This is a genomic window from Rhizobium cerradonense (genome assembly GCF_030182455.1).
In the GTDB taxonomy this organism is placed as follows: Bacteria; Pseudomonadota; Alphaproteobacteria; order Rhizobiales; family Rhizobiaceae; genus Rhizobium.
The window spans coordinates 1-26,038 of sequence record NZ_JAQJCK010000033.1 but is presented as its reverse complement, the minus strand read 5'-3'; the positions used below and the strand labels follow the sequence as shown (position 1 = coordinate 26,038).

At 58.2% G+C, this 26,038-nt stretch carries 26 protein-coding genes; 22 read left to right on the top strand and 4 right to left on the bottom strand.

Annotated features, from left to right (window positions below; all coding sequences use genetic code 11):
* Nucleotides 1-151: 151 nt before the first annotated feature.
* The 20 genes from PH547_RS32055 to ehuA all read left to right on the top strand — a co-directional run bounded on the left by PH547_RS32055 (nucleotide 152) and on the right by ehuA (nucleotide 19,595).
* Nucleotides 152-1,012: an alpha/beta fold hydrolase gene (locus PH547_RS32055; protein ID WP_285170335.1), complete on the top strand. Its 861-nt coding sequence runs from the start codon at nucleotides 152-154 to the stop codon at nucleotides 1,010-1,012.
* Between the two features lie 195 nt (nucleotides 1,013-1,207).
* Nucleotides 1,208-1,414, top strand: a complete 207-nt coding sequence (locus tag PH547_RS32050) for a KTSC domain-containing protein (protein WP_260305219.1) — start codon at nucleotides 1,208-1,210, stop codon at nucleotides 1,412-1,414.
* A 488-nt stretch (nucleotides 1,415-1,902) separates the two neighbouring features.
* Nucleotides 1,903-3,573: a putative bifunctional diguanylate cyclase/phosphodiesterase gene (locus tag PH547_RS32045; RefSeq protein WP_285170334.1), complete on the top strand. Its 1,671-nt coding sequence runs from the start codon at nucleotides 1,903-1,905 to the stop codon at nucleotides 3,571-3,573.
* 200 nt (nucleotides 3,574-3,773) lie between these two features.
* Entirely contained in the window at nucleotides 3,774-4,295 is a 522-nt protein-coding gene (locus tag PH547_RS32040) for a ubiquinone biosynthesis methyltransferase UbiE (protein WP_285170333.1), read from the top strand.
* Entirely contained in the window at nucleotides 4,292-5,470 is a 1,179-nt protein-coding gene (locus tag PH547_RS32035) for a class I SAM-dependent methyltransferase (protein ID WP_260305217.1), read from the top strand. The genes PH547_RS32040 and PH547_RS32035 overlap by 4 nt, the downstream gene beginning before the upstream one ends.
* A complete protein-coding gene (locus tag PH547_RS32030; protein ID WP_285170332.1) occupies nucleotides 5,467-7,827 on the top strand; it encodes a SpoIIE family protein phosphatase in 2,361 nt (786 codons plus the stop codon). The genes PH547_RS32035 and PH547_RS32030 overlap by 4 nt, the downstream gene beginning before the upstream one ends.
* 4 nt (nucleotides 7,828-7,831) lie before the next feature.
* Complete coding sequence (locus tag PH547_RS32025; protein WP_285170331.1) at nucleotides 7,832-8,401, top strand: slr1658 superfamily regulator; 570 nt, start codon at nucleotides 7,832-7,834, stop codon at nucleotides 8,399-8,401.
* Between the two features lie 9 nt (nucleotides 8,402-8,410).
* A complete protein-coding gene (locus PH547_RS32020; protein WP_104826911.1) occupies nucleotides 8,411-8,749 on the top strand; it encodes a slr1659 superfamily regulator in 339 nt (112 codons plus the stop codon).
* A gap of 321 nt (nucleotides 8,750-9,070) precedes the next feature.
* Nucleotides 9,071-9,775, top strand: a complete 705-nt coding sequence (locus PH547_RS32015) for an EAL domain-containing protein (RefSeq protein ID WP_285170330.1) — start codon at nucleotides 9,071-9,073, stop codon at nucleotides 9,773-9,775.
* 289 nt (nucleotides 9,776-10,064) lie between these two features.
* Nucleotides 10,065-10,802 (top strand): septum site-determining protein MinC, encoded by a 738-nt coding sequence (minC, locus tag PH547_RS32010; protein ID WP_285170329.1) that lies wholly within the window; start codon nucleotides 10,065-10,067, stop codon nucleotides 10,800-10,802.
* A gap of 32 nt (nucleotides 10,803-10,834) precedes the next feature.
* The gene (gene minD, locus PH547_RS32005; protein WP_104826908.1) at nucleotides 10,835-11,650 is read left to right on the top strand and encodes a septum site-determining protein MinD; all 816 of its coding nucleotides are present in this window, start codon (nucleotides 10,835-10,837) and stop codon (nucleotides 11,648-11,650) included.
* The gene (gene minE / locus PH547_RS32000) at nucleotides 11,647-11,907 is read left to right on the top strand and encodes a cell division topological specificity factor MinE (protein ID WP_260305212.1); all 261 of its coding nucleotides are present in this window, start codon (nucleotides 11,647-11,649) and stop codon (nucleotides 11,905-11,907) included. Before minD ends, minE begins: the two co-directional genes overlap by 4 nt.
* Before the next feature lie 321 nt (nucleotides 11,908-12,228).
* Nucleotides 12,229-13,203 (top strand): hydroxyectoine utilization dehydratase EutB, encoded by a 975-nt coding sequence (gene eutB, locus PH547_RS31995; RefSeq protein ID WP_483315596.1) that lies wholly within the window; start codon nucleotides 12,229-12,231, stop codon nucleotides 13,201-13,203.
* Nucleotides 13,203-14,219 (top strand): ectoine utilization protein EutC, encoded by a 1,017-nt coding sequence (gene eutC / locus PH547_RS31990; RefSeq protein ID WP_260305210.1) that lies wholly within the window; start codon nucleotides 13,203-13,205, stop codon nucleotides 14,217-14,219. The genes eutB and eutC overlap by 1 nt, the downstream gene beginning before the upstream one ends.
* Nucleotides 14,216-15,394 carry an ectoine hydrolase DoeA gene (gene doeA / locus PH547_RS31985; RefSeq protein ID WP_285170327.1) on the top strand — a complete coding sequence of 393 codons (1,179 nt, stop codon included), beginning with the start codon at nucleotides 14,216-14,218 and terminating at the stop codon, nucleotides 15,392-15,394. Before eutC ends, doeA begins: the two co-directional genes overlap by 4 nt.
* Before the next feature lie 15 nt (nucleotides 15,395-15,409).
* Nucleotides 15,410-16,423: a N(2)-acetyl-L-2,4-diaminobutanoate deacetylase DoeB gene (gene doeB, locus PH547_RS31980; RefSeq protein ID WP_285170336.1), complete on the top strand. Its 1,014-nt coding sequence runs from the start codon at nucleotides 15,410-15,412 to the stop codon at nucleotides 16,421-16,423.
* Between the two features lie 104 nt (nucleotides 16,424-16,527).
* On the top strand, nucleotides 16,528-17,388 hold the full coding sequence (gene ehuB, locus PH547_RS31975; RefSeq protein WP_285170326.1) for an ectoine/hydroxyectoine ABC transporter substrate-binding protein EhuB: 861 nt from the start codon (nucleotides 16,528-16,530) through the stop codon (nucleotides 17,386-17,388).
* 91 nt (nucleotides 17,389-17,479) lie between these two features.
* The gene (gene ehuC, locus PH547_RS31970; RefSeq protein WP_285170325.1) at nucleotides 17,480-18,145 is read left to right on the top strand and encodes an ectoine/hydroxyectoine ABC transporter permease subunit EhuC; all 666 of its coding nucleotides are present in this window, start codon (nucleotides 17,480-17,482) and stop codon (nucleotides 18,143-18,145) included.
* The gene (gene ehuD / locus PH547_RS31965; protein WP_260305207.1) at nucleotides 18,142-18,834 is read left to right on the top strand and encodes an ectoine/hydroxyectoine ABC transporter permease subunit EhuD; all 693 of its coding nucleotides are present in this window, start codon (nucleotides 18,142-18,144) and stop codon (nucleotides 18,832-18,834) included. The genes ehuC and ehuD overlap by 4 nt, the downstream gene beginning before the upstream one ends.
* Nucleotides 18,831-19,595 (top strand): ectoine/hydroxyectoine ABC transporter ATP-binding protein EhuA, encoded by a 765-nt coding sequence (gene ehuA / locus PH547_RS31960; protein WP_285170324.1) that lies wholly within the window; start codon nucleotides 18,831-18,833, stop codon nucleotides 19,593-19,595. The genes ehuD and ehuA overlap by 4 nt, the downstream gene beginning before the upstream one ends.
* A gap of 16 nt (nucleotides 19,596-19,611) precedes the next feature.
* Here ehuA and ehuR read toward each other — a convergent pair whose 3' ends face one another.
* The 4 genes from ehuR to PH547_RS31940 form a co-directional block, all read right to left on the bottom strand.
* Nucleotides 19,612-21,042, bottom strand: coding sequence for a MocR-like ectoine utilization transcription factor EhuR (gene ehuR, locus PH547_RS31955; RefSeq protein ID WP_285170323.1), 1,431 nt, complete (start codon nucleotides 21,040-21,042; stop codon nucleotides 19,612-19,614).
* Between the two features lie 145 nt (nucleotides 21,043-21,187).
* The gene (locus tag PH547_RS31950) at nucleotides 21,188-22,567 is read right to left on the bottom strand and encodes an aspartate aminotransferase family protein (protein WP_285170322.1); all 1,380 of its coding nucleotides are present in this window, start codon (nucleotides 22,565-22,567) and stop codon (nucleotides 21,188-21,190) included.
* Nucleotides 22,568-22,601: 34 nt separating this feature from the next.
* Nucleotides 22,602-24,098, bottom strand: coding sequence for an NAD-dependent succinate-semialdehyde dehydrogenase (locus PH547_RS31945; RefSeq protein ID WP_285170321.1), 1,497 nt, complete (start codon nucleotides 24,096-24,098; stop codon nucleotides 22,602-22,604).
* Nucleotides 24,099-24,219: 121 nt separating this feature from the next.
* Nucleotides 24,220-24,714, bottom strand: a complete 495-nt coding sequence (locus PH547_RS31940) for an Lrp/AsnC family transcriptional regulator (RefSeq protein WP_283053882.1) — start codon at nucleotides 24,712-24,714, stop codon at nucleotides 24,220-24,222.
* Between the two features lie 244 nt (nucleotides 24,715-24,958).
* Here PH547_RS31940 and PH547_RS31935 point away from each other — a divergent pair, with 244 nt between their 5' ends.
* On the top strand, nucleotides 24,959-25,627 hold the full coding sequence (locus PH547_RS31935; RefSeq protein WP_283053883.1) for a methyltransferase family protein: 669 nt from the start codon (nucleotides 24,959-24,961) through the stop codon (nucleotides 25,625-25,627).
* A gap of 195 nt (nucleotides 25,628-25,822) precedes the next feature.
* Nucleotides 25,823-26,038: hypothetical protein (locus PH547_RS31930; RefSeq protein ID WP_285170320.1), on the top strand; the 216-nt coding region annotated here is incomplete at its 3' end.

Below are 26,038 nucleotides of genomic sequence, written 5' to 3'. Positions count from 1 at the left end.
GAGATCGAAACAGATTTCAGGGCAGCAGTCTGCAACGCTGTGCCGTATGGGCGTGCGACTTTAACGTAACCCTTTTAAAGGCACTTGACTGGTTACTAACTTGGTGTAACCATATCGGTGTCATTAATCGGGTTACCAAAGGAATGGTTCCATGACGAAGGTGCACTATCGGAAGGTGGATGTGGATGGGCTCGGCGTCTATTACAGGGAGGCGGGCGGTCGAAAGAATCCCACACTTCTCCTCCTGCACGGGTTTCCAAGTTCCGGTCACATGTTTCGCGACCTGATCCCGGCTCTGGCGGCGGATTTTCATCTGGTGGCTCCCGATTTGCCGGGCTTCGGTCAGACCGATTTGCCACCGCGTTCCGCGTTCTCCTACTCGTTCGACAATGTCGCCAAGGTGATTGATCGCTTTACGGAGGTGATCGGGCTGAAGCGGTTCGCGATCTATGTGTTCGACTACGGCGCGCCGACCGGCTTCAGGCTGGCGATCTGGCACCCGGATCGGATTACGGGGATCATTTCCCAGAACGGCAATGCCTATGAAGAGGGATTGAGCGAAGGCTGGAACCCGATCAGGGCTTACTGGAACGATCCGTCTCCTGCCAATCGCGATGCGTTGAGATCGTTCCTCCAGCCGGAGGCGACGGTATGGCAATATACCCATGGCGTGACGGATACGACGCTGGTTTCGCCGGACGGTTATTCCCTCGACGATCACTACCTCGCTCGTGAAGGGGCGACCGACGCCCAACTCGACCTCTTCGGCGACTACAAGAGCAATGTCGCTCTTTATCCGGAATTCCAAGCGTATTTCAGGAAGCACCAGCCGAAGTTCCTGGCCGTCTGGGGCAAGAACGATCCGTTCTTCCTGCCGCCAGGCGCGGAAGCGTTCAAGCGAGATATTCCGAGCGCGGACATCAGATTCTTCGACACGGGCCACTTCGCCCTTGAGACGCATTGCGAGGAGATCGCAGCCGCAATCAAGAATGTCTTTTCAGGCATCGAGTGAGTTTCCGATGGGGGCTCGGGCAACCGGGCCCCGGTCTCGCGGTGCGATCGGCCGTGTGCCGGGCTGGTACAAATCGCTTTTTGCCCCGTGAGGTATTTAGGAGGGTTGCGCCAAAGCACTACGTTTTCTTAACTAGTTCACTTCATTCGATATTTTGATTTTCATGGCACAACCGCGTCGAAGGCGAGGTGACCTATGAAAGAACTCCCAGTTTCATCGCGGATTATTAAATCCGTTTTTTTTCATCCAGACGATGGCCGTCTTTATATTCGCTTCAAGAACGGCGAGGAGCGTCTCTTTACCGGCGTTCCAGAAGAGGCTGCCCAGGCCATGGTTGAGGCTTCCTCGCCCGGCCAGCACTACATCGAACATATCCGTACTCGCTTCGAACGCGTTGCTTGAAGGGGGGGCCAAGGAAGCCGCAGAGCGGTTTCTCATTCGGATTGCGAAAGACCAAAAAAGTGGAGCGGTTCGGCTATTTGAAAAGCCGAACCGCTTTCGGCGTTCGAGGATGTCAGATAGGCTATCATGCGGGTATCATTCCCGTGGAAAAATTGCGCGAAAAGCGCGTTATTTCGCAGGCATAACCCATGCCTGTCTTTGTGGCGGTCTGCAATTTTTGATTGAACATTTGACAGGACTAACTTCATTAGCATAATGTAAATGACTGCTGGACACAGTGTTCCCAACGAGGGGAGCGTCGTCGGAATCAATCAGGTGTGGGGCTTAAGTTCGGCAATTGTTAAATTATTTATGCGTAATATTTGAAACATAACCATTTGATACTTGTTCAATAGCAAGTGTCGGCTCGGTCCGTTAGATCCTAAGACGACAGGAGATTGAAAGCGATTACGAAGCCTGAAAGTTCCCAGGACAGGACGGAGACCGGAATGGCAGCCAGTAGCGTCATTAAGTTTGACATTCCTTTGCCGGCCAGCAGCGCACCCGACGTGCTTTTCTCGTTTTACGACTGCGATTTGAATCTCATTATGTCGTCCGAGAGGTTCCGGGCGTTCTACGGCGACGAAAAGACCTCTCAGGCCACGCTTTTCGGAATATACCCGGAGCTGGATGATCCCAGCATGGATATGTTCACTGAGCAGACGGGCAATACCGGATGGCTGCGAAATGTGCAGTTCCAAAGAGCAGGCGAGGCGCTCTGCGATCTTATCATATTCCGGCCCGCCAATGGTTTCGCAGTAGTTGAGACGAGGAACCCGATTCGTCAGGATCCGTCCCCTGACGAAGCAGACCGGGCGTTTCTGCTGCATGAAGCCAATCACGATGCTTTGACCGGCCTGCCGAACCGGCGGCAGTTCGGTGCGCGTCTGCACGAGGCTTTATCAGGCGGAAAGAACGGCATCGCGCTGATGCAGCTCGACCTCGATGAGTTCAAGCCGATCAACGACACTCTGGGTCACGCTGCCGGCGATATCGTCTTGCAGCAAACCGCCGAGCGCATACGCAACGTTCTGGGACCGGGAGAGACCGCATACCGGCTGGCGGGCGATGAGTTTGCCGTAATTCAGCTCCGCAAGGACCAGCCGTCAGAGGCGGAGCGACTGGCTGATGCGTTGGTGAACGCTTTTAAGAAGCCGTTCCTGGTGAATGGGATCGCAGTGTTTTCAGGCGCAAGTATCGGCGTAGCGCTTGCCCCGCGGGATGGCAATGAGGAGGATCAGCTCATGCGTGCCGCCGATATTGCTCTTTACGCTGCAAAAAGTGAGGGAAGAGGCCGCGCGCGCACTTTTGAGCCGGCCATGATGATGGTTCTGGAGCAGCGGGAATTGCTGAGGCGAAGCCTGCGCGTGGCGCTGCAGCATGGCGAATTTTTTATCGAATATCAGCCGTTGGTGGATTGTTCGGGGTCTGTCGCCGGTTTCGAAGCCTTGTTGCGGTGGCATCATCCGATGATGGGTATCATCCCACCTTCCGCATTTATCCCAATGGCAGAAGCCGATGGAATGATGCCGGAAATCGGCCAATGGGTCCTGGAAGAAGCCTGCCGGCAGGCCATGACGTGGCCGCCGCACTGCATGGTCGCGGTCAATCTCTCGCCCGCCGAATTCTTGACCGGAGGCTTCACCGACCGGGTATCGCAGACGCTCGACACGATCGGATTTTCGGCTGAACGTCTTGAGCTCGAAATCACCGAAGGTGTTTTGCTCGAGCGCACGATCAACAATCTCGATACGTTGAATACCCTCAATGTCCTCGGGATTCAGATCTCGCTCGATGACTTCGGCACCGAATATTCCTCCCTAAGCTATCTGAAGAACTTTCCCTTCGACTCCATAAAGATCGACAAGTACTTCATAAAGGATCTGACGAACGACGATAAAAGCCAGACGATCGTTCGCTTTATCATCGCGTTGGCGCATGGGCTGGGCATGAAGGTCACCGCCGAAGGTGTGGAAGACCAAGCTCAAGCCGAATGGCTCATTGCCGCTGGCTGTGATCGTTTGCAGGGATATTTCCTTGGTCGACCTCTGCCTGCATCGTCCGTCCTGGAGTTCCTCCAGCGTAACGATACGGCAAAGTGGCAAAGTCAGGAAAAATAGGCGGTGGGAAGTTGACGGGACGCGTCGGACCTGTTCCGTGGGTAGTCGCGAATATTGGAGTATCTTCTTTCATAAGATGCTCTAGAACAATTCCAGGAAAACTGCACAGCGGTTTCCGTCCGGAATTGTGAAACCATGAAGACAGAGCGGTTCTGTGCATCCACGAGAAGCTGACCGTTCCAGGCGATAGGGGATCGGCATTGAGCGAGCAAAGCGCAGGCCGCACTGCATTACCATTTCATCCGATGCTGGAGCTGGAGATGGAAATGGAAGTTTTCATGTCGGATTGGCTCCACTGCAATCAGCTCTCAAACTACGTTGCGCGCATGGTGAGCCACGACCGAGGCGATCCGGTCCGGCACGCCAATTTGCTTTCATCCGCACTCAACGAGCTGTTTGAAATCTCGTTTCGCTCCGGCTGCGCTTCCGGGCGACTTCACTGCAATGTTTCCCGAGGGGATTGCTCGGAGCGGATTGCCCTGACCTTTCCCTGTGGCCCCGCACAACAGCACCGGTACTGTGACGCAAGTGCAAGGGCGACGGGAGGTGACGCTCTGCAAAGATATCTCGACGCACTCGCCGATGAAAACTCAGTCTCGGAAGAGGACGTCATTCTGCTCGGCTTAGCGATCAACTATGACGCATCGCTATCGCTGCAGCAGGTGGAAGATCGAGCTCTCACTGTGGTCGTGGACATTCCAGTGGAGGGACTACTGAATTGAGCTCACACGAACCGGTTCCGCTGTTTTCGGCTCAGTTCGATCTAAACAGCCAGGAGTTTTCACTTTCAGGCATTCTGCGGCCGTTATCACCCGTCGACATCGCCGATACGACCGCCTTGCTCGAAAAGAGCATCAATCAAGTCAGAGGCGTCCTCTATATAAATGTAAAACGCCTCATTCACATGAATGCGACGGCGTATCACGCCTTGGCACGGCTCTTGGTCAATGCCAGCCGGACGCGACGGGACATTCGCTTTGTCGTGGTGACGTCCAGTGTTGTTGGCTGGGCGACGAGGACATTCCGTCATCTGCATGCCATCGAACCGAGGATTGCCGTCGAGGCGTATGATTCCGCTTTTTATCCGGGTCAGACCTTTGTCGAAGACGAGAGCTTCATTCCCATCCTGCGGACGCAGACGAAAATGACCTGGCGCCATGAACGCGAGATTTTACCGCGCCACGGCATGCAGGCCGGCATTGCGATGGCGGACATTTGCTGTGGAATCGGTGATTTCGCCGTGTTGGCCCATAAGGAATTCAAACCAGCTAGGATCGTAGCGCTCGATCATTCAGTGGCCAGTCTCGAATACGCCCGCAAGGTCGCCGCCGATTTCGATATCCGCGATATCGAATATACCTATGGCGATGCATCACAGATGCTGCTTGAAGACAATCAGTTCGATCTGGTGACCTGTCGCCATTCACTGCAAATCTTCAATCGGCCCGATATATTGCTCAAGGAACTCTACCGCATCTGCAAGCCGGGCGGCCGCGTATACATAACCAATGAGAAAAACTCTCATTGTCTTGGCGAGCCGCGGGCGGCCAGCATACAATGGACCTACAATGAGGTGGCGACGCTGTTCGCCCATTTTGATATGGATGTCGAAATGGGCCCGAAAAGCCGCCGGCTGCTGTTGGATGCGGGTTTCGAGGCCATTGAGATGGAAAACTTCATGGTCAGCAACCTCGATGGCGATCCGCAAGATTTCGCCGATGTCATCACCGCCTGGGAAAATGTCTATGCCGGCGAAATGTCGGTTCGCCGGGGTGATACGCCGGAATTCATCAAGCGTTTCCGCCAAGGCTTCCAGGATCATATCTTCGCCGCCCTTCATCCGAAGGGTTATGCCGGCTGGCCGATCTGGGCCGCCTCTGGGCGGAAGCCGCTATGAGCAGAAAAACTGGCCGATTTTTCTTTCCCGGCATCCGGTCGTTTCGCGCGAAATTTGTCCTCGTGGTTGGCGGAGCCGTCCTTTTTGACCTTCTCGTCAGCGGCGGGTTGGCACTGTGGAATGTGCAACGTTTGTCCCGCGACGCGACGTCCGAAGTGGGCCAGGGTCTTGAACGTGCGAGCCAGGATTATATTCAATCCTATGCGGACTCGACGGCTGCTCGCGTGGGGCTGCTTCTCAATCAGGTGCATTCCGATGTCAAAACGCTCGCGGGCGTTCTCCAGTCGCAGATAGATCATCCCAACCGAAACAATGCGGTCGGCGAGGCGCTGGCGCAATCCGAACCTGGCGCCATCAAGCTCACTTACGATCCAAAAGGCCGATGGGCGCAGAATCTTCCCGGTACGCCGTCCGTAATCAGCGTCTGGGGCTACCTGCTCGACCAAAATCATCAGCCGCTGCCTGCGGTGCAAAAGGATATCGAGACCAGCACGGTTGTCGATCTCGTCGCGCCTAACCTGCTGAAGAGCGGCTACTCCAAGCTGCAGATGTATTACATCGGACCCAAAGAGCGGCCGATCTTCAGGACGGTGCCTTATACCGACCAGGCGCAGACCTTTGACAAGCTATATCCGGGCCATAACGATGCCAATTTCTGGGATTTCTTCTTTCCGGGCATCTATGAATCCTGGCAACAATGGGCCCGTGAGCCGGACTCGCGTCCTGTCGCGGACGATATCACGCAAACCGCACCCTATACCGACGCCATCACGGGTAAGCTGATCGTCAGCTTCTTCAATCCCCTCTGGTCTTCCGACCGCAAGGAGGTTGCCGGCATCGCCGGCGCCGATATCACGCTGGATCAACTGGCCGGTATCGTCGAAAGCGTAAAGGTTGCCGACACTGGCTTCGGCTTCCTGACGATGTCGAACGGCAATGTCGTCGCCATCAACCACGCAGGCGAAAAGACCATTGGCTTGCGCTCCTCGAGCGAGACCGGCGACAAGGGCGTGACCGGCCTTGATCGTTCCTTCCGCAACAGCACGCAAAAGGCGCTGGCAACGCTTCCCTTGGACCGTGACGGCGTCATTCAGCATATTATGTTGGACGAGCAAGGGGAGAAGATCCCGTACCTCGTTGTCGTCAAACAGATAGCGCCGACCAACCTTTGGGTTTCCGGCCCGATTCAAAAGGAAGCGATGTCGCTTGGAATTGTGGTGCCGGAGCGAGAGATTTATGCCTCGCTTTTTGCTGCGCAGGAAGAAATATCGCGAGCGACAAACCGCATCCTTATTTACCAGATCCTGGCGATCTCCATATCGCTGATGATCGTCATCGGGGCGGTATTTGCGGTTTCCAAGCGTATTACCAGCGGTATCAGCGCGCTCGCAGGGGCAGCACGGCGCATTCAGGCGAAAGACTATTCGGTCAGGGTTGATATCCCGTCGCAAGACGAAGTGGGTCAGGCTGGCGTTGCATTCAACCGCATGGCGGAAGAGATAAGCTTCCACACGGAAAATCTGGAATCGCTGGTGGAGGAAAGAACCAAGGAAATTGCCGAGGCGAAAGAGGAAATTTCGGCGCTGAACACGCAATTGAAGAGCGAGAACGTGCGGCTTGGTGCCGAGCTGGCCGTCGCCCAGCGGATACAGCTCATGGTCCTGCCGCGCCAAAACGAACTTGCGGCCATCGAAGAGTTGGAGATCGCTGCCTTTATGCGCCCCGCCGACGAGGTCGGCGGGGACTATTATGACATCCTGCAGGACGGAAAAAGACTGAAGATCGGAATAGGGGACGTCACCGGGCATGGCCTTGAAAGCGGCGTACTCATGCTGATGGTTCAGTCCGTCGCGCGCGCCTTGCAGGAGGCCGGGGAGACCGATCCGACGAAATTCCTGACCGATCTCAACCGCACGATTTACAAGAACATCGAACGAACGAAGACCGACAAACATTTGACCCTCGCCTTTCTCGATTATGACGGGGAGCGACTGACGCTCTCCGGCCAACACGAGGATCTGATTGTCGTGAGACAAGGCGGAGAGGTCGAGCGGATAGAAACAGGCGACCTCGGGCTTCCCGTGGGGCTCGATTCGGATATTTCCGAATTTGTCGATACCAGAGAAGTCGCCTTTGGCCGTGGCGACATCATCGTTCTGCACACCGACGGGGTCACGGAAGCTGAGAACAGAAGCGGCGAATTGTATGGAATTGAACGGCTTTGTGAATCGGCGCGCCATCTTTATGGCGGCACTGCCCAGGACGTAATGAACGGTATTCTAGAAAACCTCATGACTTATATCGGGTCGCAGAAGATTCACGACGATATAACTCTGGTTGTAATGAGACATAGGTGATAGCATGGCGACCGTCGTGTTTGGGCTTGCAGACCTTGTAGCAAACAGCAGTGCAGGCAGCGCTACTTTCCTCCGATTGCTTGACGGACCGCTCTCTTTAAGCTGGTCCCATTGTTCCATGACATCCGATTTTATCGCTGAAATAACGGCTTTACGTTACAAGAGGTTACGTCAAGTCTATCATCAGGTTCGCCATGACATCGGTTACGTCGCTAACGAACTTATTGAAAATGCCGTGAAGTTTCGTGTATCCGGTGAAATTGGCATTGCGGCTTCGATAGAAGGAGAGCGGTTTCGCATGAGGGTTTCGAATTTTATCGACAACGAAAATGCTGCGCGTTTTCAGCATCTGCTTGCCCAGATAACCAATGATGACCCCGCGGACCTCCTTATTCGGCAAATCGAGAAGAACGCGGCGTCGACTTTCGGCAGCGAGTCGGGCCTTGGCCTGCTGACGCTGATGAGTGACTATGAGACTGACTTGGCGTGGACTTTTGATGCGAATCGGCCGAATGGTCCGACTCATCTGGAGACATATGCCTCCTTACCGATCCCTTCCGTTCAGAATGGCTGAGTTTTGACCATGGAAATCAGAGGAGAGGCATTTCGCGTTTGGACTGAAGGACATGTCGTGTTCTTTGACGGTTCCATGCGTCTGGCCGGATCGGACGCCTATGCTCCGATCTTCCAGTTGGCGACCGATTTGCTCGAGAAAAACCCTGAGCGGCTGACGCTCGATCTGACAGGCCTTCAGTTTCTGAATTCGTCGGGCATAAACTTGCTTGCGAAACTGACGATAGAGGCCCGCAAACGTGCCGACGTGCAGATGACGGTGCGCGGTTCCAAACAGATTTCGTGGCAGCTCAAATCATTGCCGAATTTGAAGAAGCTCTATCGCGAGCTCGATCTCCGACTCAGCTAGTTACGCAATGCTGGCGGCCTCTGATTCTGTCTTGGAAGGCCGAATCGTGTAAGCTTTAGGTGACCGATTGCCTGTGGACAAGGAACACGGGCAGCCTTTCGACACAAAAGAAAGGTTGCATAAAAGCTCGCAGTGATTGAGGATTTGACACCATTAGTCGTCCCGATGTACTTATAAGTTACTAACATACGAAATTCAAATAACCCGACGACGCCGTTCGGTTGTAGGTTTCCGTGTAAGGACGTACGCGCCAACGATTTGGCGGCCTGCCACAGTCGAAAACAATGACTGGGAATAGCATCGCTGGAGGTATTCCTCACTATGTCCAAGGCTGTTTCCGATCGCGGACTGAGTTTCGCCGCACAGAAGGTCAGCCAAATCGATATTCCGGAAAAGGTGCTCTATTGGGAGTGCTTTGCCCGGATTGCGGATGCCCGTGGCGTTGTCCATCGTGCTGCATCCTTTGCGCCCTATTTGGAATCCTCCCTCGCGTCCTTCGATCTTGATGCGCGCATGCTGGACTTGATTCTGGCGAGCTTGGCTCGGGATCCAAATCTCGTACTCGGATGCAACATTTCCGCCGCCAATTTGGCTGTCACAGATCACTGGAAACAGATGCTCCGGCAAATCGAGCGCCATTCGGAACTCGCTCCGCGACTTGTGCTGGAGATCACGGAGACCTACCCGCTGGTGGGCGAGGGCGTCGAGAGGTTGGCAGCCGTTCGCGCGCTCGGCTGCCGGGTGGCGATTGATAACTTCGGAGCGGGTATGGCCACGCCTGCGCGACTGCTGACGGTCCCGGCCGATATAATCAAGATCGACGCTTCGCTGGTGCGGAACGTGCGGACCTCAGAAAAGGGACAGAGCAGCCTGCAATATCTGGTCGGATTTGCATCTTGCGTCGCCCCGATCATCGTTGCCGAAGGCATCGAAAAGAACGAGCACCTGGATGCCGCTCGCGCATCGGGCGCGACTCATGTGCAGGGTTTTTTGTTCGGAAAACCAGCCGCGCTACCAAATCATTGAGCTGAGTCGGAAGTGGATTTGCCCACGCTTTCGCACCAAGCGGCCAATTGGCCACTTTCGGCGCTCCGGTATCGACGACCCCAATAATAGAAGCGATGAGTTCTCGTGGCCGCTTTAAATTTTGGTGCCTTCATTAACGCAGGCCCGATCGACGGTCGCTTCTGCAAGTATCTGAAATTTAATAATAAAATCGGCAGCAGGGCGATGCAATGCTGGGCGTCATCCCGATCGCGTTAACCATTTGTTAACCATAGCGGCGGTACACAGGGTCAACGAAATATTTACACAGATGACCAAAGTGCTAACAGACGCTCGCTCGATCCGCATCAAAGGCCGTTCCTTCCTGGCGGTCATGCTTTCCCCGGATCTTCCCATCGATGATTGGTTGATCAGGCTGGATGATCTCGCCGCACGTTCGGCGGGCTTCTTTTTGGGGCGCCCTGTCGTGCTCGACCTCACGGATCTGTCGATCGACCGATCGGGGTTGAAGGATCTGATCGGGGAACTTGCCCGACGCAATGTCAGCATCATGGGTATCGAGGGCGCGCGCCCTTCTATCCTGGGGCCAGGCATGCCTCCTGCGCTCAAAGGAGGTCGGCCGGTTTCCGATATCGAGGTCCCTGTAAACGAGGTTCCGGTGAAGGAGTCGGTCGTCGAGGTGCACAACAGACCGGTGGCTCCTGAGGCCCGGCCAGCCACGCAGTCCATCGTCATCAGGGAACCGGTGCGTTCGGGTCAATCGGTGATCTTCCCCGAAGGGGATGTCACGGTTATCGGATCGGTTTCTTCGGGTGCGGAAATCATCGCGGGCGGATCGGTGCACATCTACGGCAGCTTGCGCGGCCGAGCCATGGCGGGTTCGATCGGAAATGCATCGGCGCGCATCTTCTGCCGGAAGCTTGAGGCAGAACTGGTCGCGATCGACGGTATTTACAAAATGGCAGAAGACATGGCCCCCAACCTTCGCGGACAGGCTGTTCAGCTCTGGCTCGAAGGCGATGCGATCATGGCAGAGAAACTTATCTGAGCCGGCAGCCGGCCACGACAGAGGAGAGCAAGATGGGGAAAGTCATCGTAGTCACGTCAGGCAAGGGCGGGGTTGGCAAGACGACCTCGACCGCCGCGCTTGGAGCGGCTCTGGCGCAGAGAAATGATAAGGTCGTTGTCGTCGATTTTGACGTCGGGCTGCGGAATCTTGACCTCGTCATGGGGGCGGAGCGAAGGGTCGTCTACGATCTGATCAATGTCATACATGGCGACGCCAAGCTCCCCCAGGCGCTGATCCGCGACAAGAGGCTGGATACGCTGTTCCTGCTGCCGGCCTCGCAAACCCGGGACAAAGACAACCTGACTGCCGAGGGTGTCGAGCGCGTCATCAACGATTTGAAGCAACACTTTGATTGGATCATCTGCGACAGTCCCGCAGGGATCGAACGCGGCGCTACTCTGGCCATGCGTCACGCGGATACGGCGGTGGTCGTCACCAATCCGGAAGTCTCGTCGGTGCGCGATTCGGACCGCATCATCGGCTTGCTGGATGCCAAGACGGCTAAGGCTGAGCGCGGCGAGCGGATCGAGAAGCACCTGCTCCTGACCCGCTACGACGCCAACCGCGCAGAGCGCGGCGACATGCTCAAGGTCGACGACGTTCTGGAGATCCTTTCCATTCCGCTCCTCGGCATCGTTCCCGAAAGCATGGATGTTTTGCGCGCTTCCAACATCGGCGCTCCTGTCACGCTGGCCGATAGCCGCAGCGCACCTGCCATGGCTTACTTCGATGCCGCTCGCCGGCTTACTGGCGAAGTTCTGCCGATCACGATTCCCGGCGAGAAGCGGAACATTTTCGGCAAGATATTCGGACGGAGGGCGGCATGAACATTTTTCGTCTTTTCGGCAAACAAAGAACCGCACCGGCGGCGCGAGAACGCTTGCAGGTGCTTCTCGCCCACGAACGCTCGTCGGCGGGCTCGGACCTGGTATCGCTGCTCAGGGAGGAAATCCTCGCCGTGATAGCAAAGCATGTGCAGCTCGACGGCGACAAGGTGCAAGTCAAGATGGATTGCGACGAACACGTCTCAACGTTGGAAATCGACGTTGAAATCCCGCTGCATGCCGTTGTTCAGGCTGCGTGAAGGGCGTGCTCCGATAGATCCACCTGACAGCAGGCTTTGATCGGGCAGTTAAATTCACCGGTTTTGCCTCGGGCGGAGAAACCCAGTCTGGAACGCGGATAAGATAACCATATCCGCGTTCCCAAATTGAGAGATTTTGGCCACGTGCGCCCGGAACGGGCGCATACGCCAATTCATAATTGTAATGAAACAATAATAAGATTGACATGATCTTTTGTCTCTTTCACGCTGATGTCATGAACATCGGTGGCGAAAGAGATATGAAATCGTGCTGACGTCAATCATGGCATTTTCAGAGCGACGGACCGCGCGATGACCGCGATGGTGACGTTGCCCGATATCGAAGAGGCACGGCGAAGAATTGCCGGACATGTTGTCCGGACGCCTTTGATGCGCTCGCACGCGCGCTCCCGCCAATCCGGCGCACCCGTATTTCTCAAACTGGAAAATCAACAGACGACCGGCAGCTTCAAGCTTCGCGGAGCGACCAATGCGATCCTGTGTCTCAGCGAGGAGGCACGTTCGCGCGGGTTGGCAACGGCGTCCACGGGCAATCACGGCAGAGCAGTCGCGCACGCCGCCGCGGCATTGGGTGCGCGGGCGATCATTTGCCTGTCGGCGCTCGTTCCCGCCAATAAAGTCGAGGCGATCCGCAGCCTTGGAGCCGAGGTCCGCATCGTTGGCCAATCCCAGGATGATGCCATGCGCGAGGTCGAGCGCCTGGTGAGGGAAGAGGGCATGAGCTTCGTGCCGCCCTTCGATGATGCCAACGTGATCGCTGGTCAGGGAACCATCGGGCTGGAGATCGCGGACGCCCTGCCGGATGTGGCGCTTGTCCTCGTGCCCCTGTCGGGCGGTGGATTGGCGTCGGGCGTTGCTGCTGCGATCAAGGCCAAGCGGCCGCAGGCCAGGGTCATCGGCATATCGATGGAGCGAGGCGCGGCGATGGCGGCGAGCCTTGCCGCGGGTGCGCCGCTTGAAGTCCAGGAGGTCGAAACCCTGGCGGATTCGCTGGGCGGCGGCATCGGGCTCGACAATCGCCTGACGTTTGCCATGTGTCGCGACCTTCTCGACGATGTGATCCTCCTCAGCGAAGACGAGATAGCGGCAGGCATCCGCCATGCGACGACGATCGAAAACCAGATCGTTGAAGGCGCGGGTGCGGTTGGTATCGCAGCACTGCTTACCGGCAAGATCAAGCCGGATGGCCCGACGGCGATTGTCGTCTCCGGTGGCAACATCGATCCGGTGGTCCATCGCCAAATCGTCAACGGCATCAAATCAGGGGTGGGGTGATGGCGCGCGTGCTTGTGCTGACCGAAAGTGATTTGCGTAAAATCGTGCAGCTTGACGCAGATACAGTCGACTGCGTTGAACAAGCCTTTGCGGCCTTGGCGACCAAGGCGGTGGAGATGCCGCCGATCATGCGGCTGGATATCCCCGCCCATCGTGGCGAAGTTGATGTCAAGACGGCCTATGTACCGGATGTCGACAGCTTCGCGATCAAGGTAAGCCCTGGCTTTTTCAATAATCCCTCGCTTGGCCTGCCCAGCACCAACGGGCTGATGATGCTGCTCTCGGCGCATACCGGATTGGTTGAAGCGCTTCTGCTCGACAACGGTTATCTGACGGATGTGCGCACGGCAGCCGCGGGCGCGGTTGCCGCAAAACATCTTGCCCGCCCGGATGCCCGGGTCGCGGCAATCCTTGGCGCCGGCATGCAGGCACGCTTGCAGCTTCGCGCATTGACTTTGGTACGGCCGATCGAAGCTGCCCGTATCTGGGCACGCGATGCGGAAAAGGCCAAACGGCTCGCAGATGAGCTCACAGCCGAACTCGGCTTTCCGGTTTCGGCCGAGGCTGACGCCAAGCAGGCCTGCAGCGGCGCCGACATCATCGTCACCACCACGCCGTCCAACAAACCAATCCTCGGCGCCTCCTGGCTGGAGCCTGGCCAGCATGTCACTGCCATGGGTTCGGATGCTGAGCACAAGAACGAGATCGATCCGGCGGCCATCCTACGAGCCGCTCCCTATGTCGCCGATAGCCTGAAGCAGACCCGCCGGCTCGGCGAACTGCATCATGCCATCGCAGCAGGTCTTGTGAGAGCAGACGCGGCTTTTCCTGAACTGGGCGCCATCATCTGCGGCCAAGCCGCCGGCCGTCGGTCACGCGAGGCAATCACGCTTTGCGACCTGACCGGCACCGGTGTGCAGGACACGGCCATAGCCACGCTTGCTCATCGTCGCGCCGTCGCTGCCGGTGCGGGACAAGCCATTGAAACGACAAAAGCATCAGGAGATCCAGCGTGAGCGAACCGACCCTCAATTTCACCCGCTCCGAATATGCCGATCGGCTTGCCAAGACGCGGCGAGCCATGGAGAAGGCCGGTATCGATCTCATCATCGTGACCGATCCGTCCAACATGCATTGGCTGACGGGCTATGACGGCTGGTCCTTCTATGTGCATCAATGCGTGCTGGTGCCCGGCTCCGGCGAGCCGATCTGGTATGGACGCGGCCAGGATGCCAACGGCGCCAAGCGCACGGCCTATCTCAGCCACGACAACATCATCGGCTATCCCGATCATTATGTGCAGTCGACCGAACGCCATCCGATGGATCTCCTGTCACAGATCATCGAGGAACGCGGCTGGGCCAATGCCTCGATCGCCGTCGAAATGGACAATTACTGGTTCACCGCTGCGGCCTATGCCTCCTTGGTCAAGCACCTGCCGAATGCCCGCTTCAAGGATGCTCAGGGGCTCGTCAACTGGCAGCGCGCCGTCAAAAGCCCGACCGAGCTCGACTATATGCGCAAGGCTGGCCGCATCGTCGCGGCCATGCACAAGCGGATCGTCGAGAAAGTCGAGCCCGGAATCCGCAAATCCGATCTCGTCGCCGAAATCTACGATGCCGGCATCCGCGGTGTCGATGGCTTCGGTGGCGACTATGCTGCAATCGTGCCGTTGTTGCCGTCGGGCGCCGACGCGTCGGCTCCGCATCTGACCTGGGACGACAAGCCGATGAAGAGCGGCGAGGGGACGTTTTTCGAGATTGCAGGGTGCTATCGCCGCTATCACTGTCCGCTGTCGCGAACCGTCTTCCTCGGCAAGCCGACCCAGGCCTTTCTGGATGCCGAGAAGGCAACGCTCGAAGGCATGGAGGCGGGCCTTGCCGCGGCCAAGCCTGGCAACGCCTGCGAAGACATCGCCAACGCTTTCTTCGCGGTGCTGAAGAAATACGGGATCGTCAAGGACAACCGCACCGGTTATCCGATCGGCCTGTCCTATCCGCCGGATTGGGGCGAGCGCACCATGAGCCTGCGCCCTGGCGATCGCACGGAGCTGCAGCCCGGCATGACCTTCCATTTCATGACGGGGCTGTGGCTGGAAGACATGGGCATGGAGATCACGGAAAGCATCGTGATCACCGAGAGCGGTGTCGAATGCCTGTCCAACGTACCCCGCAAACTCGTCGTGAAGTGATCGGCCGGCATGAACATGATGACAATGATCACACGCCCATCACCCATAACGCCGACCGTCGATTTCGATCGGGATGGCGTCCAACATGGTCACCTGCGCCTGCCCTGGTCGCGTGACGATTCCGCCTGGGGCTCGATCATGATCCCGGTCTGCGTCGTCAAAAACGGCGATGGTCCGACGGCGCTTTTGACCGGTGCCAATCACGGCGATGAATATGAGGGGCCTGTCGCGCTTTTCGATCTCGCCCGCACATTAAAGGTGGAAGAGGTCAAGGGGAGGGTCATTATCGTCCCGGCGATGAACTATCCGGCGTTTCAGGCCGGTACCCGCACGTCTCCGATCGACAAGGGCAATCTCAATCGTAGTTTTCCCGGTCGGCCCGACGGCAGCGTGACGGAAAAGATCGCTGATTATTTCACCCGTTACCTGCTGCCGTTGGCAGACATCGTGCTCGACTTCCATTCCGGTGGCCGAACACTCGATTTCCTGCCCTATGCGGCCGCCCATGCGCTGCCGGACAAACGGCAGGAAAAGGCCTGCTTCGATGCGGTCGCCGGGTTTTCCGCGCCCTATTCCATGCGGATGATCGAGATCGATGCAGTCGGCATGTACGACACGACCGCCGAGGAGATGGGCAAGGTCTTTGTGACGACCGAGCTTTCGGGTGGTGGAACCATATCGGCACGCACGGCTTCCATTGCCAAGCGCGGCGTTCTGAACGTCTTGAAGCAAGCCGGTATCGTTGCCGGCGCGCCGGAGACGGGAACAACGCAGTGGCTCGACATGCCGTCCTCCGATTGCTTCGTCTTTGCCGAAGCAGACGGTCTTTTCGAACCCGTGAAGGATCTTGGCGACATGGTTGCGGCCGGAGAGATCATCGCCCGGGTGCATCCGGTCGGCCGCACCGGTTCAATACCCTTTGACTATCGGGCGGCGCTGGACGGCGTTCTTGCCGCACGTCATTTCCCCGGCCTCATCAACACTGGGGATTGCCTCGCCGTCGTCGCGGCCTTGACGGAGGCCCCCTGAATTGCCGCGCCGCGATAGCGCGGCGCGGATCACCACCCCGCTAACGGCAAAGATCCGGAAAACCGGACAGCCGATGACGGAATTCAACCACAGAGGAGTGAACGATGAGATCGAATTTTTACCGCAGCCTTGCCGCCATGGGTCTGACAATCAGCCTGGCCGCTTCTGCCCATGCCGCCAGCCTCGAGCAGATCAAGAAGGATGGCTATATCCGCGGCGCCAGCGCCAATGAGGTTCCCTACAGCTATATGGACGAGAGCGGCGCTGCCAAGGGCATCGGTCCTGATGTTGCTGCTGCCGTCCTGAAGTCGATGGACGTGAAGGAGGTCGACTGGACCGTGACGCCGTTCGGATCGCTGATCCCCGGCCTGAAGGCCAAGCGCTTCGATTTCGTCGCCGCCGAGCAGAACATCCTCCCGGAGCGTTGCAAGCAGGTGCAGTTCACCACGCCGAATTCGAGCTATGGCGAAGGCCTGCTGGTGCCGAAGGGCAATCCGAAGAAGCTGCATTCCTATGAGGACATCAAGAAGGATCCGTCTCTCAAGGTCGCGATCGTCTCGGGCGCCGATCAGCTCGATTTCTTCCATGGCCTCGGCATTCCGGAGTCCCAGATCGTCATGATCCAGGCCAATGCCGATGCGCTCTCGACCATCCAGACCGGCCGTGCCGATGCCTATGCCGCAACGGAGCTGACGGTCGCCAAGCTGGTTCAAGGCGGGGGCTCGAATGTCGAGCAGGCGGCCCCCTTCACCGATCCGTTCATCGAGGGCAAGTCGGTCAGAAGCTATGGCGGCTTCGATTTCCGACCTGAAGACAAGGATCTCTACAAGGCGTTCAATACCGCACTCATCGCCTTCAAGAAGACCGATGACTACAAGAAGATCCTGATGTCCTACGGACTTAGCGCCGAAAGCGTCGAGGCCGCGCGAACCAAAAACACGGAAGACCTGTGCGCGGGCAAATGAGGACGGCAATATCCATCGGCTTGGTCTTTGCCCATCGGCGACGGCCTAGCCGACCAGCCCCTTGCATCTTGCGGACGGAGGTGACCCGGACATGAGCTGGACGCATTATCTTCCAGCACTGCTGAAGGGCGCAGAGGTGACGGCGATCATCGGCGTCACTTCGATGCTGCTCGGCGCAATCTTTGCCTTCGCGGCTGGCCTTGCGCGGTTCGCTGGCGGTCGGCTGCTTTCCTGGATCGCGCTGGTTTACATAGAAATATTCCGGGGCACATCGCTCCTGGTGCAGCTCTTCTGGCTCTATTATGCGCTGCCGCTGATCGGGATCTCCTTCGATCCTATCACGACGGGCATCGTCGGCCTGGCGCTGAACATCGGTGCCTATGGCGCCGAGGTGGTGCGCGGTGCGTTGCAGTCGGTTCCCGATACCCAGCACGAGGCGGCGCGCGCCCTGAACTTCGGGCACGGGCAGACGCTCTTTCATATCGTCCTGCCGCAGGCGGTGGTTGAGATGATGCCGCCATTCGGCAATCTCGCCGTCCAGAACCTGAAGGACACGGCGCTGGTGTCGCTGATTTCGATCAGCGACCTGACCTTCCAGGCGCAGCAACTGCGCAACATCACCTTGGACAGCGTCAGGATCTATTCGCTGACGCTTATCGGATATTTCATTATGGCGCTCATTCTCGTCGTCTTCATGCGCTGGCTCGAGACGATCCTTCGCCGGGGCGTCGTCTTTCCGGGGAGGGCGCCGGCATGATGTATGGTTTTACCTGGGACACGTCCTCGACGCTCTCCTTCGCACTGTCGATCCTGCCGATTCTTGGCATCGGATTGATCGTGACGCTGGAGGCGGCAGCGGCCGGGTTTGCGATCGCCCTGGTTCTCGGCCTGGTCTTCGCGCTGTTGCGGCGCAGCCGTTTCGTGGCGATCTCCTGGCCGACGGCGTTCGTCATCGAATTCCTGCGCGACACGCCGCTGCTCGTCCAGCTCTTCTTCCTCTATTACGTCCTGCCGATCTACGGGATCGTCCTACCGGCCTTCCTTACGGGAGCGCTGGCGCTCGGCCTGCAATATTCGGCCTATACGTCGGAGGTCTATCGCGGCGGCCTGGACGCCGTGCCGCGTGGTCAATGGGAGGCGGCGACGGCCCTTAATCTGGGGCGCGGCCTCACCTACAGGGATATTATCATTCCGCAGGCGATCCCTCGTATCATCCCCGCCATGGGCAATTATCTTGTCTCCATGCTCAAGGAGACGCCGGTTCTGTCCGTCGTCACCGTGGTCGACATGCTGAACCTCGCCAATCTCATCGGAGATCGGACCTTCGAATATCTGGTGCCGCTGTCGCTCGTCGGCCTGATCTTTCTCATCCTCACGCTCGTCTGCTCGGCGGCCATTCATTGGCTTGAGAAGACACTGCCGAAAAACGGAATTGCTTTGAGATGACCGAACCCCTGATCCGCTTTCACAACGTCACCAAGCGCTACGGCGATTTTACCGTGCTCGATAACTTCTGTTTCGAGGTCGCACCCGGCGAAAAGGTAACGTTGATCGGACCGTCCGGCTCGGGCAAATCGACGGTTCTGCGCATCCTCATGACGCTCGAACCCTTCCAGGAGGGCACATTGCACCTGGCCGGAATGTCCTACCACGAGGACAATGGCCGCGGACGGTTCCGTGCCAGCGAAGCGCATCTGCGCCAGATCCGCACCCATGTCGGCATGGTGTTCCAGAGCTTCAATCTGTTTCCGCACATGACCGTGCTGCGCAATATCGTCGAAGCGCCGACGCGCGTGCTGGGACTTGGACGAGCCGAAGCGGAGGCTCGCGCCATCGAGCTTTTGCGCATGGTCGGTCTTTCCGAGAAGAAGGATCACTATCCGAGCCAGCTTTCCGGCGGCCAGCAGCAGCGCGTCGCCATAGCCCGGGCGCTCGCCATGCGTCCGCGGGTCCTGCTATTCGACGAGCCGACTTCCGCGCTCGACCCGCAGCTTGTCGGCGAAGTGCTTGGCGTCATTCGCGATCTCGCGCATGAGCACGATTTGACCATGCTGCTGGTGACCCACGAAATGCGGTTCGCAAGAGAGGTATCCGATCGCGTCTGCTTCTTCGACAAGGGCCGCATCTGCGAAGAAGGCAAGCCCGAACAGATATTCAGCACTCCGAAGGAAGACCGTACCAAGGAGTTTCTGCATTCCGTCCTGTGACTGAGAAACCGCTGGTTTATGCGATTGATCCCACGTCGAAAATCGGCGGCAGTTGTTCGAAGGCACCGCGGACCGTTTCGAGCGCCGAGCGAAGCGCCGAGTGTGATAGGCGACCGCCAAGACAGATGCGAATTCCGCCGACCGGCCGTTCTCCGCCAGCGACAAATGGGTCTGATGGCGTGACCGCAACACCCTTGCGGGCGAGAACGCGAACAAGTCCTTCCTCCGTCCATCGCTCGGGAACCGACAACCATGCGCATAGGGAGAGAGGATGGCTGCCGGCGACGAAGGGACCCAGCACGTCCGATACGATCGCTTGTCTTGCCTGGGCTTCACTTCTCTGGACTGCGATCAGCGCGTCGGCGGTACCATCCAGTACCCAGCGCGATGCCATCTCCGCGACGACATTGGTGGCGCTCCATCCCGTAACGCGCAGGATCGATGCAACGCGGATGGAATAGTGAGCCGGAACGACGAGATAGCCGATGCGCAGGCCAGTCATTACCGATTTCGTAAAGCTCGTGACGAAGAAGCCGAGTTCGGGCAGCAGGTCCGGCATGGAGGGAAGGGGATCGCGCAGCATCGGCTTGTAGACTTCGTCCTCGATGACGAAAACACCGTGCCGGCGCGCAATGTTGGCAATGGCATGACGACGCTCCGCACCCATGACATGGCTCGTGGGGTTGTTGAGCGAGGGAACGATGACCAGGGCCGATACATCGCCGACTGCACAGGCGGCTTCGAAGGCTCCCGGCAAGATGCCTTCACGATCGGTCGGAAGACCGCGCAACGTAAAGCCCAGCACGTTGGCAAGGCCGATAATGCCGTGATCCGTCAGGTTCTCGGTCAGGACGACCTCGCCGGGCCGCACCACCGAGGCCACGGCCAGGAAAAGACCATGAGCGGCACCGTTGGTGATCAGGATGCGCTCGGGATCGGCATCGACGGATAGGCGCGCCAGCCAGGTCTGCGCCGCGATACGATGGGCATCCAAGCCGGCGATCGGCCGGCACGGGCGCATAAAACTGCTATTGTCGCTTTCGGCCAACGCCTGCATCAGCTCGCGCGCCGATCGCTCATGCGCTTCGGTATAGACGGCGCGGATGATGGAAAGGTCGGCGCTGCCGCTCGGGTCGCGGTCGAGCATGAAGCTGTCGGCACGCTCGGTGATCCGGCTGCGCACGAAAGTGCCGCGACCCACTTCGCCGCGCAGATAGCCCCGCCGCTCGGCCTCCTTGTAGCTGATGCTCACGGTCTGCACCGAAATCCCCAGCGCATGGGCGAGATCGCGATGTGTTGGCATCCGCGTATGAACCGGCAGGATGCCTTCATCGATATCGGAAATGATCTTGTCGGTGAGCAGCTTATGTTTGGTCACGCCCTTGCGGTGCTGAAGGACGGGTTTCCAGACATCGTTGCGCTGGCCTTTTGAATCATGACGAAGCATGGATTGATCCGGTACAATTGCTGGATATCCATGTACACCATTCAATGCGGCATGGCGATGGCCGAGCCGATAGGCTCAGTCCATTATCAACAACGGACTGAACGATCTTCGTTTGAGCTGCCTCTATTGTCGGCCGCGCACTACGTCAGAGATTTGAAAATACGCTTCTGATCGCATCCGCCGTGGCCCTGACCACTACGTCGGCTTCGTCGCGCGTCAGGCACAAAGGCGGCGCAAAGCCGAGAATGTCTCCCTGCGGCATGGCACGGCCGATTACACCACGCTCCAGCAGAGCTGCCGCCACCTGGGGGCCGATCTTCTTTGCGGGATCGAAGAATTTGCGATCGTCCCGATCTTCGACGAATTCGACCGACGCCATGAGCCCATCGCCACGGACCTCGCCGACATGCTTGTGCTCGCCGACAGCCTTGGCAAGCTCCGACCGGAAGTAGGCACCTGTCGAACCGGCATTCTCGACAATGCCGAGTTCATCGATCAGTTCGAGATTGGCGATGCCAGCCGCCGCACAGATCGGGTGGGCGGAATAGGTCCAGCCGTGGCCGATGGCGCCGAGCTGATCGGAACCCTGTACCAACACCTGCCACATCTTGTCGGAGACGATGCTACCGGAAAGCGGCGCATAGGCCGAGGTCAAGCCCTTGGCGATCGTGATCAGATCTGGCTTCATGCCGTAGTGGTCCGAGCCGAACATTGTCCCGAGCCGGCCGAAACCGGTCACGACCTCGTCGGCGACGAGAAGGACATCGTATTTGTCGAGCACGGCCTGGATCTTCTGCCAATAGGTCTTCGGCGGCGGAACGATGCCGCCGGTGCCGAGGATGGGTTCGCCGATGAAAGCGGCGACGGTTTCCGGACCTTCGGCCAGGATCATCTCTTCCAGCTTGTCCGCACAATATTGGGCGAACTGTTCCTCATTCATCGAACGATCGGCGCGGCGGAAGAAATAGGGTGCTTCCGTATGAAGGATGGGTGCGCGCGGCAGGTCGAAAGCCTTGTGGAATAGTTCGAGGCCGGTGAGGCTGCCGGTCATGACGCCTGATCCGTGGTAGCCGCGCCAGCGCGAAATGATCTTCTTCTTTTCCGGACGGCCAAGGATGTTGTTGTAGTACCAGATGAGCTTGATGTTCGTCTCGTTGGCGTCCGAGCCGGAGAGGCCGAAATAGACACGGCTCATGCCTTCCGGCGCCCGGTCGATGATCATCTTGGAAAGGGTGATCGACGCTTCTGTGCCGTGTCCGACATAGGCGTGATAATAGGCGAGGTTCTTTGCCTGTGCAGCGATGGCGTCGGCGATTTTCTGCCGGCCGTAGCCGACATTGACGCAGTAGAGGCCGGCAAAGGCATCGAGGCTCTTCTTGCCGTTGATGTCGGTAATGTAGACGCCTTCGCCACCGCCGATGACGCGGGTCGGCGTTTCGCCGCGTGCATGCATTCCCATATGGGTCGAGGGATGAAAGAAGTGATCCCTGTCCCAGGCATTCAGTTCGTTCCGCTTGTCCAACATGATATTTTCCTTGTGCTGAGAGTGGGTTGGCCCGTCAGGCTGCCGTGTCAATGCAGAGATATTTGAGCTCGGTGAAAGCCTCGATGCCGTGACGCGAGCCTTCGCGGCCGAGACCGGATTGCTTCCAGCCGCCGAAGGGAACCGGTCCGCCGGTGATCTTCACGCGATTGATTGCAACCATCCCGTAATCAAGCGCCCGACCGAGGCGCATCTGGCGTGCGCCGTTTTGCGTCACGACATAGGCGACGAGGCCGTATTCGCTATCATTGGCGCGAGCGACGACTTCGGCCTCGGTATCGAATGAACTCACCGCTGCGACCGGTCCGAATGTCTCCTCATGCATGATCAGTGCGTCGGGGGATGGATCGACAAGCAGTGTCGGTTCGAAGAAGAGCGGCCCTGCTGCGTGGCGCTTTCCGCCGATGGCAAGCCTTGCGCCGTGTTTCAGCGCATCGGCCACATGTTCCTCGACTTTCGCCACAGCGCGCTCGTGCATCAGCGGGCCGATGTCGACGGCGTCCGTCAGTCCATCACCGACCTTGAGAGCCGCTATCCGCTTGGCAAAAGCTGCGACGAATGGCTCCATGATCGAGCGCTGCACGAAGATGCGGTTGGCGGCCAGGCAATCCTGGCCGGAGGTCGCAAATTTGGCATTGATGGCGATGTCGACGGCGCGATCGAGGTCGGCGTCGTCAAAAATGATCAGGGGCGCGTGCCCGCCGAGTTCCATCACCAGCCGCTTCATGGTCGCAGCACACTGGCTGGCGATCAGTTTGCCGATGCCCGTCGAGCCGGTAAAGCTCAGTGCCCGCACCCGAGCCTCCTCGCAGAGAGCACCGACGATCGTCGCAGCATTGCCGGTGACGACGTTGAAGACGCCGGCGGGGAGGCCGGCACGCTCTCCGAGTTCGGCAAGGGCAAGCGCCGACAGCGGCGTTTCGGACGATGGATGGGCAACGACGGTACACCCGGCGGCAAGGGCTGCCGCAGCCTTGCGCGTGACCATGGCCGAGGGAAAGTTCCAGGGTGTCACGATGCCGGCGACGCCCAATGCCTCCCTGCGCACGATCATTTCCGTGTCCGGCAGATGGCTAGTGACGCTTTCGGCGTTGATGCGCTTGGCTTCCTCCGCATACCATTCGATGAAGCTCGCAGCATAGTCGATCTCGCCGCGAGATTCGGCGAGCGGCTTACCCTGTTCCAGCGTCATGATCAGCGCCAGATCTTCCTTGGCGGCGAGCATCAGCTCATACCACCGGCGCAGGATCGATGCACGCTGCTGTGGCAGAAGGGAGCGCCAGGCTGAGAAGGCATTTGCCGCGGCATCGATCGCCTCGAATGTCTCATCCCTCCCGAGACTGGAGACCCAGGCGAGCGTAGTGCCGGTGGCGGGATCGGCCACGTTGAAGCTCGCGCCGGTCTTGCCGGCGACCCAGCGGCCGCCGATATAGGAAAGATCCCGCAGCAGATGCCGATCGTTCAGTCGTGACAGAGCTTCATGATAGGCGGGACGGGCGCGCACTGCGGTCATCGGCAAACCTCTCTTTTTCAGGTACCGCAATGGTCTCACGGAACGCCGCGAGACATTGTCCATTGGTCGCCGCTGAAAGAGAGAAAGGGCCTAAAGAGAAGGGCAGCCGTAGAGAGATTCTCTATTCGTCGTCGTGAAGTTCGGCAGAAAGGAGATCGGCGATCGGAAGCACGGTCTCCTCCTTCACGGTCTTTGTCACGATATAGGTAAAATAGCGCTCGATGCCGAGATCGCGATCCAAAAGGCCATCGATCAGGCGCTGATAGGCATCAATATTGGGCGTCATGATCTTCAGAATGTAATCAACGCCGCCGCCGACGGACCAGCAGGCGACGATTTCGGGGATGGAGGAGATTGCTCGTTCGAAGCGCTCGAAGTCGCTCTGACGATGGTTGGCGAGAGTGAGTTCGACCATAACGCTTGCAACCGGCGCGAGCCGACGCGGTGCCAGATGGGCATGATAGCCGGTAATGATCCCGGCCTTCTCGAGCTTGCGCAGACGAAGCCAGCATGGCGTCGGCGAAAGTCCTACCTTTTCGGCGAGCGCGAGCTTGGTGATGCGGCCATCGCGTTGAATGGCATCCAAAATGCGCAAATCGATTGCATCGAGTTTCATTTGGAAAACTGCATGTGAATTAGCTGACTGTTCGACCAATGACATTCGAAGCCGGGGCTGACAAGCGCATATCGGGGATTGGGCTTTCGGGGGAGTTGCAGCAACAGAAGGGCGGACGCATCGTCTGAGGAACAATATCAACGTGAAATGGATTTTATTCATCGGTCAAAACAGCACTGTCGGGAGAAGCGCTTGCGTTCAGGCGCGCCAGACTTTTCGTGCTGACGTTTTTTTGGAGTGTGCAATGGCGATCTATTTGCTCCAACTCCTGGCCTGGTCGGTCTTCATCGCGGCCCTGATCCTGTGGCCGGCGGGCACGCTGGCTTTTCCGGGCGCGTGGGTTGTGATCGCATTCTTCCTGCTCGGCGGCTTGGCGATGATCCTTTGGCTGTCGAAGCATAGCCCGCGCCTGTTGCGTGAACGTATGGCATCTCCGCTGCAACGGGATCAAAAGCCATGGGATCGCGTCTGGCTGATGTTTTTCGTTTTGGCCTTCTTAGGCTGGATATCCTTCATGGGTTGGGACGCGGCCCGGACGGGCTTTCGAGCGGTGCCGCCATGGCTGCAGGTGCTTGGCGGGCTCGGCATGGTGGTCAACATGCTCGGTACCTGGTGGACGTTTCGCGAAAACGCCTTCGCGGCGCCGGTGGTGAAGATCCAGAAGGATCAGAAGGTGATCGATACCGGACCCTACGCCATTGTTCGTCACCCTATGTATGCGAGCGCGTTGTTTTTCCTTATTGGCATGCCGCTATTGCTTGGTTCCTGGCTGGGTCTCGCATTCTCCGTGATATTCATTTTCGGTATCGCCTGGCGAGCGGTGCATGAGGAGCGTGCTCTAAGCGCGGAACTGAGCGGTTATCAAGCGTATGCGGCCCGCGTGCGATATCGGCTCATTCCTTTCGTCTGGTAGAACCCGTATCCCAAGCGTGGCCGCGCCGATCAGTGACAGCCCCGCTGTTAGGCCAAGCCTTAACGCCGAGTTTAGCAAGTTCGCGCTATAGTCGCGTCATAACTCTCTCGGGTATTGGTACGTTTTACATGATCTATGGTGCAGCGACGGCGACACCTCAGCCGCCATGTTGGGCGGTAACAGGGGCAGCCGAATATGAGTAGCGCGACGGACACGGCCGGCTTCAGTTCGACGACGTCGTCGGTGCTATGGACTGCGCTGATCCAGAGTGCCGTGGTCTTCTTGGTGGCGGCGGTGTGGCAGCAGCGATGGGGAACCATCGTCGACACGAGCTGGCTCATCACGGAAGCAGAGCGGGTACTCAATGGAGAGCGGCTCTACGTCGATGTGATCGATAATAACCCGCCGTTT